The sequence below is a fragment of the Serratia sp. ID 25-353 genome, from assembly GCF_054792795.1.
In genome coordinates this window covers 1,514,956-1,529,489 of sequence record NZ_CM139236.1, presented here as the reverse complement: position 1 = coordinate 1,529,489, position 14,534 = coordinate 1,514,956, and the positions used below count along the sequence as shown (strand labels likewise).

The following is a 14,534-nucleotide window of genomic DNA, read 5'->3' as shown; positions in this document are numbered from 1 at the left end:
CGGACCTTCTCATTGGAGCCGAATAATAATGACATCTGCACATTCCAACACGTCTGCTTACGATCACCTGCGCGCCCTGTTCAGCCGGCTGTCGCGTTTCGGCCACCTGTCCGCCATCGCCGGTTGGGACATGCAAACCATGATGCCGCCGGGCGGCAGCAAGGCGCGCTCCGAAGCGTTGGCCGAGCTGAGCGTGCTGCAGCACCAGATTTTAACGGCACAAAGCACCGGCGCGCTGTTGGATCGCGCGCAGCAAGAGACGCTGGACGAACTCGATCGCGCCAACCTGCGCGAAATGCGCCGCCAATATGAAGACGCCGTGCTGTTGCCGGCGTCGCTGGTCGAAGCCAAGTCGCTCGCCGGCGCGCGCTGCGAACACGCCTGGCGCGCCCAGCGCCCGGCCAACGACTGGGACGGCTTCGCCGAGAACCTGCGCGAGGTGGTTAAGCTGAGTCGGGAAGAAGCGCAGATCCGCGCACAGGCGGCCGGCACTAGCCGTTACGACGCCCTGCTCAACCTGTATGAACCGGGCATGCGCAGCAGCGATCTCGACCGCATCTTCGGCGATCTGAAAACCTGGCTGCCGGATCTGCTGCAGCGCGTGGTGGCCAAACAGGCCAATGAAGCTTGCCAGACGCCTCAGGGGCCGTTCAATGTGGACACCCAGCGCCAGCTGAGCCTCAGCGTGATGAAGCTGCTCGGTTTCAACTTCGACAACGGCCGCGTCGACGTCAGCGCCCACCCATTCTGCGGCGGCGTGCCGGAAGATGTGCGCATCACCACGCGCTACAACGAGAAAGAGTTTTTGACCGCGCTGCTCGGCATCGTGCACGAGACCGGCCACGCCCGCTACGAGCAGAATCTACCGCGCGATCTGCTCGGCCAGCCGGTCGCCCTGGCCCGCTCCACCGCCATCCACGAATCGCAGAGCCTGCTGTTCGAAATGCAGCTGGCGCGCGGCAATGAATTCCTGAAAATCTTGCGCCCGCTGGTCACTGCGCAGTTTGGTGAACAGCCGGCGCTGGAAGAAACCAACTTCATTCGCCTCAACCAGCGCGTTAAACCGGGCCTGATCCGCGTCGACGCCGACGAGGTGAGCTATCCTGCCCACGTCATCCTGCGCTACGAGATTGAAAAAGCGCTGATCGAAGGCGAGGTCGAAGTGGAAGACATTCCGGCGCTGTGGAATGAGAAGATGCATGCTTACCTCGGCCTCGACACCATCGGCAATTACCGCAACGGCTGCATGCAGGATATTCACTGGACCGACGGCGCTTTCGGCTACTTCCCGACGTATACGCTCGGCGCGATGTACGCCGCGCAGCTGTTCCACAGCGTGCGTCAGGCGTTGCCTTCGCTGAACGAGGATATCGCCACCGGCAACCTGCAGCCGCTGTTCCACTGGTTGCAGCACAACATCTGGCGCCACGGCAGCCGTTTCCCGACCGAGACGCTGATCGCCAACGCGACCGGCGAAGCGCTCAACCCACGCTACTTCCGTCAGCATTTGGAAAACCGCTACCTGTAATCTCCCCTGGCGCGGCTCTGCCGCGCCCTTTTCCCGCCTGCAAGACCGGATAATGCTTCATAACGCACGTTCTGTGCCGACATCGCCTTGGCCGCAGAGTGTCGGGTAGTCACTTACCATTAGTATGTTGTAACTAAAATAGTGAAAGACGCCGGCGATCCGATCTCTCATCCCAGCGCATGACGGGCGACCATCGCCGCCAGCTGCGGCCTCAACGGAGCAGGCAGGTCATGCCCCATGCCCGGCATAATATGCAATTTGGCGTTGACGACCGTGCGGGCGATCGCGACTCCCCCCGCCTTACGTACCAGCCGATCGCGATCGCCGTGAATGACCAGCGTCGGCGCGGCAATACACCGGCTGTAGCGACGCAGATCGCCGCTGCCGAGCAACGCGGAAAGTTGCCGCTGCATGCCTTCCGGATCCACGCCCCGCTTCAACAGCCGATGCACCAACGCATCCAGTTCCGCCTCCTCCGGCGGGTAAAATCGGGTACCGAGCGCGCGCAGGAAGGTTTTCATCCCCTCGTGGCGCTGCTGCAGCGTCAAATCGGCCGCCGGTCGGCGCACCAACAGCCACAGCAGCGAAGGTGCCGGCGGCGGCAACAGCGGCTGATTGGTGCTGGAGAACAAGATGCATAACGAGGCGACGCGCTGCGGGTATTCGGCGGCCAGCACCTGGGCGATCATCCCCCCCATCGAAGCACCCAGTACGTGAGCCCGCGGGATGCGCAAGTGATCGAGCAGATGCGCCGCGTCCGCCGCCATGTCCGCCAGGGTATAAGGCACCGGCGTTTGCCAACCGAGCTGGGCGCGCAGCATCAGCAGCCACAACGGCTGCGTGCGTTGCGCCTGCGTTTTGCCGGAAAGGCCAACGTCGCGGTTGTCATAACGGATCACCCGAAACCCCTTGGCCACCAGTGCGCGGCAGAAGTCGTCAGGCCACAGCAACAGCTGCGCACCGATGCCCATGATGAGCAGCAGCGGCGGGTGCGCCTCATCGCCCCAGTCCTCATAGGCCAGCGGCACCTCGCCCTGTTCGGTCACGCCACAACGAATCGTTATCTCGTTCATTTTAAATCCCTTTTATCGCGCCTGGCGGTCATTATAGCAGCAATCCCCCTTGCCGCCGCCGCCCTGTACATTAGGTTACAAGCCGAAACCAATCACTCACGGAAAGCCGGGCGCCGTTTGCCTACTATCATCTCAACGGCCCCGCAGTGGGGTTGATACCCAAAAAGTCATGTTGAGGATTCTGCGATGAAAAAAGTATTAGCTCTGGTTGTTGCCGCTGCAATGGGTCTGTCTTCCGTGGCTTTCGCTGCCGAGGCGGCCACCACCGCACCTGCGGCTACCGCAACCACCGCCACCGCTGCGCCGGCTAAAGCTCAGGTGAAACACCACGGCAAGAAAGCTCCGGTTCAGAAAGCTCAGGCGGCCAAAAAGCATCACAAAAAAGCCGTTAAGAAAGCCCCGGCTCAAAAAGCCCAGGCGGCAAAAAAGCACCACAAAAAAGCCAGCCACAAAAAAGCATAATGACGTGAGGGTCCCCTCACCGCTTCAGGCTTGACGTTTACGACACCCGGTTCGCCGGGTGTTTTTTCATCGGGGGATTCTCATTGATGCTGCGCCGCTACCTGTTTGAGATCGTTCTGACCGCCCTGATCCTTTGCGGACTGATCGCCGTCTTTTTTTACCTGTAGCCTGCCGCGTTGACGGCGGGAAATTATTGAAAAATCAGTTATTGCCCATCCACATGGCTGCTAAATCAGTCTATAGTTAGCATTCAGTGTGTTTATGGATGATCCGTATTTGTCAGGCAAGAGATCTATGCGCATATCCGTTTTACTGTTGCTGTGCTCACTCCCGCTCATCGCTGCTCAGGCGGCACGCGCCGACGGCCCGTCCAAGGCCGAGCAAACGCGTCTGTTTTTCGGCAAAGATGAACGAATAAAGGTCACGGATACCGCCGCCCAGCCGTGGCAGGCCATCGGCCAGGTCGAAACCGCCAGCGGCAATCTGTGTACCGCCACGCTGATCTCCCCGCACCTGGCGTTGACCGCCGGCCACTGCGTGCTGGCGCCGCCCGGACAACTGGATAAAGCCATCGCTCTGCGCTTCGTGGCAGGCGATAAATCCTGGCAGTATCAAACCGGCAATATCGAGACCCTGGTCGACAGCAAGCTGGGCAATAAGCTGAAGCCGGACGGTGATGGCTGGATCGTCCCGCCCGCCGCGGCCGCTTATGACTTTGCGCTGATCCGTCTGAAAGACAAAAAGCCGCTGCCGATCGCACCGTTGCCGCTGTGGCAAGGCGACAGCAAGGCGCTGACCCAGGCCCTGAAACAGGCCAAACGGCTGATAACTCAGGCGGGTTACCCGGAAGACCACCTGGATGACCTCTACAGTCACCAAAACTGCAAGGTCACCGGCTGGGCCCAGCAAGGCGTACTGTCGCACCAATGTGATACCCTGCCCGGCGACAGCGGCTCACCGCTGCTGTTGAAAACCGCCGACGGCTGGCAATTGATCGCCATCCAAAGTTCGGCGCCGGCGGCGAAAGATCGCTACCGCGCCGATAACCGCGCCCTGGCGGTGCCCGGCATCCGCGAAGCGCTGGACGCCCTGGCGGCAGGCAAATAACCCTCTCAACGGCGCATTATGCGCCGTTGTGCTTTATCGGCCCCCTTGCATATAGCGCCGTGGCGTGGTGCCGGTGAACTGGCGGAAAAAAGCGATAAATGCGCTGTCGCTGGAAAACCCCAACCGCTGCGCCACCGCGCTAACCGACGGCAACGTCGCCAGCAGTTCGATCGCGCGCATTAGCCGCCACTGCTGGCACCACTGCTGATAGCTCAGGCCGGTTTCCCGCACAAACAGCCGCGTCAACGTTTTGGCGTGCAGATTCAAGCACTGCGCCAACGCCGCCAACCCCGGCAATTCGTCGCGCTCCGGCAGCGTCGCCAGCCAGGCGGCAAGACGCCTATCCTGCGGCAGCCGCAGCTGCGTATTCTCGCGCTGCGCCTCGCTCAGCTCATTGATCAGCACCGCCAGCAAATCGCGCGCCTGGGGCTGCGCCAACGCATAGTCCAGCGGCCAGTGCGCGATGCGCTCGACGATCGCCGCCAACAGCGGGTTCACCGCCAGCGCCGCAGCCTGTGGCGGCATGGCGGCCGTCAGCGCCGGATCGAAATACAGCGAGCGATACGCGACGCGGCCGCGCAGTTGCACCCGATGCGCAATGCCGCCCGGTATCCAGACGCTGCGCGTCGGCGGCAGAATCAACCACTGCTGCGCCAGCGTGACCGTCATGCACCCCTGCGGCGCATACAGCAGCTGCGAACGCTGATGCCAATGCAGCCCGGAGTCGTGCTCCGCCAGTTCAGCCGCAATGCCGAGCACCGGGGCCGGCAGCCGATCCGGGTCGAACGGGTGATGCTGTTGAATCAGCGCCATCAAATTGTCCTATATCCGTTGTTTTTTGTCCTAATGATTGTAATCGCACAAAGCGCCGCTCCCTATACTGGCCGCATTAACTTTTAGGGAGAATGTGCATCATGCAACGCTTATCTTTACCGCTGCTCGTCACCGCCATCATGACGCCGCAGATCCTGGAAACGCTGTACAGCCCGGCGCTCACCGCCATCCGCAGCGATTTCGGCATCAGCGCCGCGCAGGCCGGGCAGACGTTATCCATCTATTTCTTCGCCTTCGCTCTCGGCGTCGCCTTTTGGGGAGCCTTCTGCGATCGATTCGGCCGCCGTCCGGCGATGCTGGCCGGCCTGGCGCTTTATCTCGCCGGCGCCGGCATCGCCCTACTGAGCGGCAGTTTCACGCTGTTGCTGGCCGCCCGTGCGCTGATCGCCTTCGGCGCAGCGGTCGGCTCAATCGTCACGCAAACCATGCTGCGTGATGTCTATCAAGGCCCGGCGCTGGGGCGCATGTTCGCGCTGGTCGGCGTCGCGCTCTCCATCAGCCCGCTGCTGGGAATGTTTGCCGGCGGCGCGCTGGTCGCCTGGGGCGGCAGCGCGGCGATTTTCACCGCGCAGGCGGTCTGGGCGCTGGCGCTGCTGCTGTGGAGCTACGGCACATTGCCGGAAACGCGGCAGCGGCAAACCGCAACGGCCGCCGCACCGGGTATTGCCCTGATGACGATGCTGCGCGATCGGCACATCTGGTGTTCGGCGCTGCTGGTCGCCAGCTTCAATATCATGGTGTTCAGCTACTTCAGCCTGGCGCCGTTCATGTTCGAAAGGCTGGGGTTGAGCAGCCAGCAGTTTGGCTACTCGGGGGTGATGCTGGCTTTAGGCAGCCTGGCGGGGGCGCTGTTGAACCGCCACCTGCTGGCGCGCAGCGTCAGCGCCAAACGTCAGATCCTGCTGGGCGGGTTGCTGGCGGTGGCCAGCGGCGTGGCATTGTTCTGGTGGCAACACAGCCTGTGGATGCTGCTTCCCTGCGCGCTGGTGATGCTGGCGTTCGGGTTGGCTATTCCGAATGTGCTGAGCCAGGCGCTGAGCCGCTACCGGCAGCAACTCGGCACCGCCGGCGCGTTATTCGGGCTGTTGTACTATCTGCTGATCGGCCTAGGGCTGACGATCGCGGCACGCGGGCAGGATTTGGCCGCCACGCTGCTGCTGTGCGGCCTGTTGAGCCTGTGGTGCGCCGGCCGCTTGCCGGCCGGTGCGCCCGAGCTTAACCCGAAAGCTGCTCGATAGTTTGCAAAATGCGCTTGTCGGAGATCGGGTAAGGCGTGCCCAGCTGCTGCGCGAACAGGCTGACGCGCAGCTCTTCGATCATCCAGCGCACCGCTTTCACCTCTTCCTCCTGCTGTCGCTTCGGCGGCAGCTTGTTCAGCCACTGCTGCCAGGCCTGCTGCACCTGCTCCACCCGCAGCATCTGCGCGCGATCGCGGTGCGGATCGATAGCCAGTTTTTCCAACCGGCGCTCGATCGCCTGCAGGTAACGCAACGTGTCCGGTAGGCGTTTCCAGCCGTTGCCGGTCACGAAGCCGCGGTAAACCAGCCCGCCGAGCTGGGTCTTGATATCCGACAGCGCCAGCGCCAACGACATGTCCACCCGGCCTTTCAGTCTTTTGTTGATGTTGAAGACCGCCGTCAGGATCTGCTCAACCTGCTTGGCCACCTCGACGACCGTGTCGTTCAGCTCGGCGCGGATCTGCTCCTGCAGGCGGGCAAAGCCTTCCTCTTGCCAGACCGGGCCGCCGTGTTCGGCGATCAGCTTATCGATGCCACACGAAATGCAGTCGTCGATCAGCTCCAGCACCTTGCCGTACGGGTTGAAATAGAGCCCCAGCTTGGCCTTGTTCGGCAGCTTTTCATGCAGGTATTTGATCGGCGAAGGAATATTCAGCAACAGCAGGCGGCGAGTGCCCTGCCACATCGCCTGTTGCTGCTCGCTTTCGCTGTCGAACAGCCGGATCGCCACGCTGTCCTTTTCATCCACCAGCGCCGGGTACGCCTTCATCGAATAGCCACCGCGCTTCTGCTCGTAAAACGCCGGCAATTGGCCAAAGCTCCAGACATGCAGGTTGCTCTGCTCCAGCCCGTCGTCGGCCACCGCCGACAGCGTCTCCTGCACCTTCTCTTTCAGCTGCAGGCGCAAGGCCGCCAGGTCTTTGCCTTCGCGCAGCGTCTGGTTTTTCTCGCCCACTACGCGGAAGGTCATCTTCAGGTGATCGGGCACCTGATCCCACTGCCAGCCATCACGTGACACGGTCACGCCGGTCATGCGTCGCAGCTCGCGCTCCAGCGCGTCCAGCAGCGGCAATTCCAGCGCCGTTACGCGGCCAAGGAACGCTTCTGCGTAGTTCGGCGCCGGCACGAAGTTGCGGCGCACCGGCTTCGGCAGCGACTTGATCAGCGCAATCACCAGCTCGCGGCGGATGCCGGGGATCTGCCATTCGAAGCCCTGCTCCTCCACCTGGTTGAGGATCGGCAGCGGAATGTGCACCGTCACGCCGTCGGCGTCGGTGCCCGGTTCGAACTGGTAGCTCAGCCGCAGCTTGAGGTTGCCCTGATGCCAGAAGTTCGGGTAGTCGAGCGCGCTGATCTTGTTGGCGCCGTCTTTGATCAGCATCTCTTTTTCGAAGTTCAGCAGGTCGGGCTGCTGTTTGGCGGCGCTCTTCCACCAGCTGTCGAAATGACGGCCAGAAACCACGTCGTTGGGGATGCGGCGATCGTAGAAGCCGAACAGCGTTTCGTCGTCCACCAGAATGTCGCGGCGGCGCGATTTATGCTCCAGCTCTTCCACTTCGGCGCGCAGCTTTTGGTTTTCGCGGAAGAAGGCGTGGCGCGTCTGCCAGTCGCCCTCCACCAGCGCATGGCGGATAAACAGCTCGCGGCACAGCAGCGGATCGATGGCGCCGTAGTTGACCTGGCGCGCCGCGACGATCGGCAGACCGAACAGCGTGACCTTTTCGCTGGCCATCACCGCCCCCTGCGACTTCGACCAGTGCGGCTCGCTGTAGCTGTGTTTCACCAGGTGCTGAGCCAGCGGCTCGATCCATTCCGGTTCGATACGTGCGGCGATGCGCCCCCACAGGCGGCTGGTTTCCACCAGTTCGGCCACCATGGTCCACTTCGGCGGCTTCTTGAACAGGCCAGAGCCGGGGAAGATGGAGAAACGGGCGTTGCGCGCGCCGGTAAATTCCTGTTTGTCCGCATCCTTCTGGCCGATATGCGACAGCAAACCGGTCAGCAGCGCGGTGTGTACGCTGCGGTAGTCGGAAGGCGTGCTGTTGATCGGCAGCCCCAGCTCTTTCACCACCTGGCGCAGCTGGGTATAGATATCCTGCCACTCACGCACGCGCAGGTAGTTGAGGAAATCGTTGCGGCACAGCCGGCGGAACTGGCTGGAAGAGTTCGCCTTTTGCTGCTCCTGCAGATAATCCCACAGGTTGACGAACGCCAGGAAGTCCGAGTTTTTGTCGGCGAAGCGGCGGTGTTTCTCATCCGAGGCTTGCTGCTTGTCCATCGGGCGCTCACGCGGATCCTGAATCGACAGCGCGGCGGTGATGATCATCACCTCGCGCACGCTGCCGCTCTTCTGCGCTTCCAGCACCATGCGCGCCAGACGCGGGTCGATCGGCAACTGCGCCAGCTGGCGGCCCTGCGGCGTCAGCTGGTAATGGCCGTTGTCGGCGGTGGTGATCGCCCCCAGCTCTTCCAGCAGGCGCACGCCATCCTGAATGTTGCGCTTGTCCGGCGCCTCGACGAACGGAAACGCGGCGATATCGCCCAGTCCCAGCGAGGTCATCTGCAAAATAACCGACGCCAGGTTGGTGCGCAGAATTTCAGGATCGGTAAACGCCGGCCGCGAGAGGAAATCCTGCTCGGAGTACAGACGGATGCACACCCCTTCCGACACGCGGCCGCAGCGCCCTTTACGCTGGTTGGCGGAGGCCTGCGACACCGGTTCGATCGGCAGGCGCTGCACCTTGGTGCGGAAGCTGTAGCGGCTGATGCGCGCGGTGCCCGGATCGATAACGTACTTGATGCCCGGCACCGTCAGCGAGGTTTCCGCCACGTTGGTGGCCAGCACGATGCGCCGGCCGTGGTGCGACTGGAACACCCGGTTCTGCTCGCTGTTCGACAAGCGTGCATACAGCGGCAGCACTTCGGTGTGCGGCAGATTGAGGCGGTTCAGGGCGTCGGCGGTATCGCGGATCTCGCGCTCGCCGCTCATGAAGATCAGAATGTCGCCCGGTCCTTCGCGCCCAAGCTCGTCCACCGCATCGAAAATCGCCTGCAGCTGGTCGCGATCGGTATCGTCGCCGTCGTCGACCACCGGGCGGTAGCGCACCTCTACCGGGTAAGTGCGGCCGGAAACCTCGATGATTGGCGCATTGTTGAAATGGCGCGAGAAGCGCTGCGGATCGATGGTCGCCGAGGTGATGATCACCTTGAGATCCGGGCGCTTCGGCAACAGTTCACGCAGGTAGCCGAGAATAAAGTCGATGTTGAGGCTGCGCTCGTGCGCTTCATCGATGATCAGCGTGTCGTACTGCATCAGCAGGCGGTCCTGCTGAATTTCGGCCAGCAAGATACCGTCGGTCATCAGCTTGACCAGGGTATTTTCTCCCACCTGATCGTTGAAGCGCACCTTGTAGCCGACGCTGCCGCCGAGCGGGGTTTCCAGCTCGTCGGCGATGCGGTTGGCGACGGTGCGCGCCGCCAGGCGGCGCGGTTGGGTATGGCCGATCAGCCCTTTCACCCCGCGCCCCAGTTCCAGGCAGATCTTCGGCAGCTGGGTGGTTTTCCCCGAGCCGGTCTCCCCGGCGACGATCACCACCTGGTGATCGCGAATGGCGTTTAAAATGTCCTGCTTTTTTTGGCTGACCGGCAGGCTTTCCGGATAGGTAATACGCGGGCAAGACGCGGCGCGCGCCTGCACTTTTTGCCGCGCCGCCGCGATGTCGCTTTCTACTTCGGCGGCAACCGCCAGCTGAGCATCGGGATTTTTGATTTTTCGTGCGCCCTGCAGGCGACGACGCAGGCGTTGTTGATCGCGGAGCATCAGCTCACCCAGTTGGGCCGGCAGTGCCTCGAGCGGAGATTTCACGTTCGGTGTTCCTTGTTTCTTCGCCGCCAAGGCCAGGCTTGGCAACGGTTTGGTGTTTTTTTAGCGATTTTTTTGCTTTAGCCGTACAGCCTATCACAAACGGCTTTCTCCCCCTACTTCCGCGAGTAAAGCGTCGCCATGTCATTCAATAAAATCGAACGAAGGTCTCGAAATATTGCGCTATCACTGTGGGGGGAATGTGAATAGCATGTAGTTCATGCAAGGGACGCTGAGTCCTGATGTCACTGTCACAACGTAAGGAATTATCGATGAGCAACGTATTGGTTCTGAAATCAAGCATCCTGGCGACCTACTCTCAGTCTAACCAACTGGCCGATTTCTTCGTAGAGCAATGGAGCAACGCCCACAGCGGCGACACCATCACCGTGCGCGATCTGGCCGCGCAGCCAATTCCGGTGCTGGACGGTGAACTGGTCGGCGCGCTGCGTCCTTCCGATGCGCCGTTGACTCCACGTCAACAAGAAGCGCTGGCCCTGTCGGACGAGCTGATCGCCGAGCTGCAGGCCAATGACGTCATCGTGATTGCCGCACCGATGTACAACTTCAACATCCCGACCCAGCTGAAAAACTATTTCGACCTGGTTGCCCGCGCCGGCGTGACCTTCCGTTATACCGAAAACGGTCCGGAAGGCCTGGTTAAAAACAAACGCGCCGTGATCCTGACCAGCCGCGGCGGCATCCATAAAGGCACCCCAACCGACCTGGTAGAACCTTACCTGCGTCTGTTCCTGGGCTTCATCGGCATCACCGACGTGGAGTTCGTCTTCGCGGAAGGTATCGCCTACGGCCCGGAAGTGGCGACCAAAGCACAGGAAGACGCGAAAGCGGCCCTGTCTCAGGTGGTTGCTGCCTAAGACTCTGCGCAGGGGCGCCAAGCCCCTGCCGGACAAGAGGCAAGTCCTGTCAAACCTGCACTACCCTCATAATAATCATCTATCCGTATCTTTTGGCGCGCCAGACGGCGCGCTTTTTTTATTTCTTCAGCCACTGGCCGTTGATGCCGCGCACATACTCGCCGCTCTGCGCGCGCGTCACCAGCTTCTGCCCGGCCATGCGCGCCACTTCGTCGACGGCGATATGGTTGCCGTCCGCCACTTCCTGATACTTCTCGGTGCGGCCGGCGTTGATGCGCTTCACCAGCGCCAGCGTTTCCGCGTCCTGCTTCACCGGCGCGATGTAGCCGCTCAGGGTTTCGCCCACCCGCCCTTGCTGCTTCGCCTCATCCAGCGTCAGCGCCATCGCCACGCTGCTGAACAACCAGGCGGCGCCGGCCAGCCACAAATAACGTTTTTTCATGTCGGCTCCTAGAACAGACCGCTTTGGGTTTTCAGCAGGTTTTCGACGTCCTTATCCACCTTGATATGAATTTCATGCTCGATCTTGACGTTCATATTGATGGTGATCGGATCCTTCGGCGTCGCCACCTCGATGCGCGGCACGCAGCCGCTCAGCAGCGAAACGCACAGCACCGCTGCCAGCGCCGACACACTCATGATTTTCATTGTTGCTCCCCAGGTTGTGAGAGGGCCTGCTCCAGCCACTCCTGTAAATTGTCGCCGAAGCGCAAACTGCGCCACAGCTGAAACACGTTTTCCTGATGGCGATAGTTCAGGATCACCTCACGCTTAGCGCTCTTCTGCGGGTTGATACCGTCGATGCGCGCGCTCAGCGTCAGCTCACCCAGGTTGTCGAGGTCGACCCGGGCGTGCGAACGATTGATTTCCATATAGCGCAGCCAGTCGATCGCCGCGCCGGTCGCCAGGTTGTTGCTGCCGATGGCGTCGGCCATGTCTTTGTCCAGCCGCAGCGTCAACGTGCCGGCATTGGCGATCCAGCCGTTTTGCACCAGCCACTTGGGGTGGTTCAGGAACAGCGGCAGCTCGCCGTCGACGCGGCCGGACATGGCGAACTGCTTCGGTTTCAGGGCGGTGAACAGCGCGCTGAGATCGACCTTGTCCAGTTTCAGCACCGCAGCGTCATGCTGCGGCAACCGCAGCGCCGACAGGCTGATATGCCCGTTGAGCATGTCCACGCCGACGTTGCTCAACGTCAGCGGCTGCCTTTCGCTATAAGGATAGGTGCCCTGCAGATCGGCGGAAATGTTCTGCATCTCGAACAGGTTGCTGAAAGACTTGATGCGCAGCGACACCGGCTGTTTGGCACCCAGCAGCCACTGATGCTGCTTGAACCGGTACGACAGGATGAAGTCCAGGCCGCTCATCTCGCCGTCCTTCAGCCACATGCCGCCGTTTTTCACCACCCAGTGGCCGCCGGCCTCGAAGCCTTGTTCACGGGCAGCGGAAAACGCCGACTGCGCGTAAAACTCGCCGTCGCGCAGCGTGAGATTGAGATCCGGTGCCAGCAGCGGCTGGAAGACCTTCAGCGACTGTTTCGGCCACCAGGCTTCGCCGCGCAGGCGTTCGCCGTCCCAGCGGCCGCGCAGCGCGATCGGCCCGATCTGCTGCGCCTGCAGTTTGCCCTGCAGCTGGAAACTGTCCGGCGAACGGCCGCTCAGCTGCAGCGCCAGCACCGGCGCCGGCAGATGGCCGCCGTCGCTGAAGCTGACCTTATCCGCCGCCAGCTGGAGTTCGCCGTTGAGCTGCGGGCTTTGTTCATCACGCTGCCAGCGCAGCGGTTGGTTGAGGCTCAGGCGCGGCGCGGCGACCGTCACCAGACCGTACTTCAACTTGTCGAAGCCGGTGGAGAGCTTGTCGAGCACCAGCTCGCTGTCCTGCCAGCGCCCGCTGCCGGCGACGTCCCAGGCAGCCTGCAGCGGCGGCAACCGGCCGTTGCCCCAGTAACGCCACTGCCAGTCGCCCTTGTCCGGCCAGAAATCCTGCGCCTGGCCGTCCAGGTGCAGCTTGAAGCGCCCCCAATAACTGTCGCTGGCGCTCAAAATCGCCTGCAGGCGGCCGGTGATGCCGGCGGCGGTCACCTTCACGCCCGCCAGCGGCAAACGCGCCTCTTCCAGCGTCATTTCCGGCGTCACCTTGCCCCACAGACGGAGCAGCGAACCTGGCTGAAGCACCAGCGTCGGATTAAGAATGCTGCCGCCGATCACGCCCGGGATTGACGCGGTGGTGGAGAAGTCGGCCAGATTGGCCTGGCCGGTCAGTTGGAAGCGCAGATCGCTGTCGGTCAACCCTACCTTGCCCGGCCCGAGGGTGAGCACCGCATTGCCCTTGCCGTTGTGGCCGGCGGTGATCACGTTCAGCCGCGCGCTGATCTCCGTTTCATCCCACCCTTTGCTCCAGTCGTGCAGCGCGATGTTCAGGCCGCCGTTCAACGGCTGCCCGCTGTATGGCCAACGCCACTCGCCCTGCTTGATGCTGACCCGCTGCGGGGTCACTTCCCACGGCAACACCGCCAGCGGCCGATCGTCGCCTTTTTCGCTTACCGTCAACACGCCCTGCTGCTGTTGCCAGCGCATGTCCAGCAATACCGGTTTTTCCAGATAGGCGGTCTGCATTTCCCCCTGCAGCGCGCCCTGCGTCGGCAGGCTGGCCAAATCCAGCGGAAGAGTTATCTTGCCGGCGAGGTGCAGCGGTTGCGCGCTGTTGGGTGGGACGACGCTCAGGCTCTGCAACGTCAGCTGCTGTTTTTCATCCAGCTGTGCCTCGGCGCTGAGATTCGGCCCCCGATAATGCAGGCGTTGCCCGTCAGGGCCGGAGGAAAGCTGCAGCTTGCCGGCATAGCGCTGCCAGGGAATGAGCGTCAGATCATTAATGGTGAGATCCAGCGACGGCAGTTGCCGCTGCAATTGATCGAGCGCCAGCGGCGCGCTGTTGGCGTCGCCGCTCGGCAGTTTTGACAAACAGGCGCTATCGACGCTGACCTTATCGCTCGACAGCTGCCAACGGCCCTGGCGGTAAGCCAGCCGCGTCGGCCCGACGTTGGCCAGCAGGCAATCTTGCGCGGTGAAACGCGCCCCCGCCAGCGCCAGGCCGCCCTGATGCCAATGCAATTTACCCTGCAACTCCAGGCGGCTCCCCGCCGGCAACCAATGCGATAACACCCCCGGCAGCCAGCGCGGCAAAGTTTGCCACAACGCCAGCACCAGAATTGCGCAGCCCGCCACCGTCCCTATGAATACTTTCAATCGCCTGGTCATTAAATGATTGCTTCGTTCCTGAGTTAGGCATCCATTAAGTCTATGCCTGAATTGACAATAATGATGGCACGAATTTGACATAGGGTGAAGCTGAGTGCGGTCGCAGAAGCGATTTGCACCTTTTTGGCGCAAACGTGTGCGGGTTGTAGATTTTCGTTACATATACATCACATAAATAGGACAGTTTTCAGACTTTTGTTATTGTCGTTACCGTTGATGATTAATAGTCTTGCAACCATTCTAATAAAAGTTCAGCTGCTAGCTAACTGTGTACTAGAGAAGCCATTCCCCACAC

At 61.7% G+C, this 14,534-nt stretch carries 13 protein-coding genes; 6 read left to right on the top strand and 7 right to left on the bottom strand.

The window, feature by feature from the left end:
• Positions 1-28 precede the first annotated feature (28 nt).
• Positions 29-1,528, top strand: a complete 1,500-nt coding sequence (locus ACYF6X_RS07355) for a carboxypeptidase M32 (protein WP_130017396.1) — start codon at positions 29-31, stop codon at positions 1,526-1,528.
• Between the two features lie 167 nt (positions 1,529-1,695).
• Here the strand turns inward: ACYF6X_RS07355 and ACYF6X_RS07350 are convergent, their stop codons facing one another.
• Entirely contained in the window at positions 1,696-2,601 is a 906-nt protein-coding gene (locus ACYF6X_RS07350; protein ID WP_130017395.1) for an alpha/beta fold hydrolase, read from the bottom strand.
• A gap of 186 nt (positions 2,602-2,787) precedes the next feature.
• Between ACYF6X_RS07350 and asr the strand changes: the two genes are divergently transcribed.
• The 3 genes from asr to ACYF6X_RS07335 all read left to right on the top strand — a co-directional run bounded on the left by asr (position 2,788) and on the right by ACYF6X_RS07335 (position 4,170).
• A complete protein-coding gene (gene asr / locus ACYF6X_RS07345) occupies positions 2,788-3,063 on the top strand; it encodes an acid resistance repetitive basic protein Asr (protein WP_063989994.1) in 276 nt (91 codons plus the stop codon).
• A gap of 86 nt (positions 3,064-3,149) precedes the next feature.
• Entirely contained in the window at positions 3,150-3,230 is an 81-nt protein-coding gene (ydgU, locus tag ACYF6X_RS07340) for a small membrane protein YdgU (RefSeq protein WP_455677416.1), read from the top strand.
• 127 nt (positions 3,231-3,357) lie between these two features.
• Positions 3,358-4,170: a trypsin-like serine peptidase gene (locus ACYF6X_RS07335; RefSeq protein ID WP_063989995.1), complete on the top strand. Its 813-nt coding sequence runs from the start codon at positions 3,358-3,360 to the stop codon at positions 4,168-4,170.
• A 33-nt stretch (positions 4,171-4,203) separates the two neighbouring features.
• On the opposite strand, the gene ACYF6X_RS07330 is transcribed toward ACYF6X_RS07335, so the two are convergent.
• Positions 4,204-4,983 carry an AraC family transcriptional regulator gene (locus tag ACYF6X_RS07330; protein WP_107226276.1) on the bottom strand — a complete coding sequence of 260 codons (780 nt, stop codon included), beginning with the start codon at positions 4,981-4,983 and terminating at the stop codon, positions 4,204-4,206.
• A 101-nt stretch (positions 4,984-5,084) separates the two neighbouring features.
• Between ACYF6X_RS07330 and ACYF6X_RS07325 the strand changes: the two genes are divergently transcribed.
• Complete coding sequence (locus ACYF6X_RS07325) at positions 5,085-6,242, top strand: MFS transporter (RefSeq protein ID WP_063990354.1); 1,158 nt, start codon at positions 5,085-5,087, stop codon at positions 6,240-6,242.
• Here ACYF6X_RS07325 and hrpA read toward each other — a convergent pair.
• Entirely contained in the window at positions 6,220-10,107 is a 3,888-nt protein-coding gene (gene hrpA, locus ACYF6X_RS07320) for an ATP-dependent RNA helicase HrpA (RefSeq protein WP_130017394.1), read from the bottom strand. The two genes, ACYF6X_RS07325 and hrpA, sit on opposite strands and share 23 nt — an antisense overlap.
• A gap of 269 nt (positions 10,108-10,376) precedes the next feature.
• Here hrpA and azoR point away from each other — a divergent pair, with 269 nt between their 5' ends.
• Positions 10,377-10,982, top strand: coding sequence for an FMN-dependent NADH-azoreductase (gene azoR / locus ACYF6X_RS07315; RefSeq protein ID WP_015377994.1), 606 nt, complete (start codon positions 10,377-10,379; stop codon positions 10,980-10,982).
• Here the strand turns inward: azoR and ACYF6X_RS07310 are convergent.
• Genes ACYF6X_RS07310 through ACYF6X_RS07295 form a run of 4 tightly spaced genes read right to left on the bottom strand, consistent with a single transcriptional unit; the run spans position 10,979 to position 14,239 of the window.
• Positions 10,979-11,116 (bottom strand): hypothetical protein, encoded by a 138-nt coding sequence (locus ACYF6X_RS07310; RefSeq protein WP_107226278.1) that lies wholly within the window; start codon positions 11,114-11,116, stop codon positions 10,979-10,981. The two genes, azoR and ACYF6X_RS07310, sit on opposite strands and share 4 nt — an antisense overlap.
• A complete protein-coding gene (locus tag ACYF6X_RS07305) occupies positions 11,101-11,424 on the bottom strand; it encodes a YdbL family probable chaperone protein (protein ID WP_063989997.1) in 324 nt (107 codons plus the stop codon). Before ACYF6X_RS07305 ends, ACYF6X_RS07310 begins: the two co-directional genes overlap by 16 nt.
• A gap of 8 nt (positions 11,425-11,432) precedes the next feature.
• A complete protein-coding gene (locus tag ACYF6X_RS07300; protein ID WP_004930472.1) occupies positions 11,433-11,630 on the bottom strand; it encodes a YnbE family lipoprotein in 198 nt (65 codons plus the stop codon).
• Positions 11,627-14,239, bottom strand: coding sequence for a YdbH family protein (locus ACYF6X_RS07295; RefSeq protein WP_130017393.1), 2,613 nt, complete (start codon positions 14,237-14,239; stop codon positions 11,627-11,629). The genes ACYF6X_RS07300 and ACYF6X_RS07295 overlap by 4 nt, the downstream gene beginning before the upstream one ends.
• Positions 14,240-14,534: the final 295 nt, after the last annotated feature.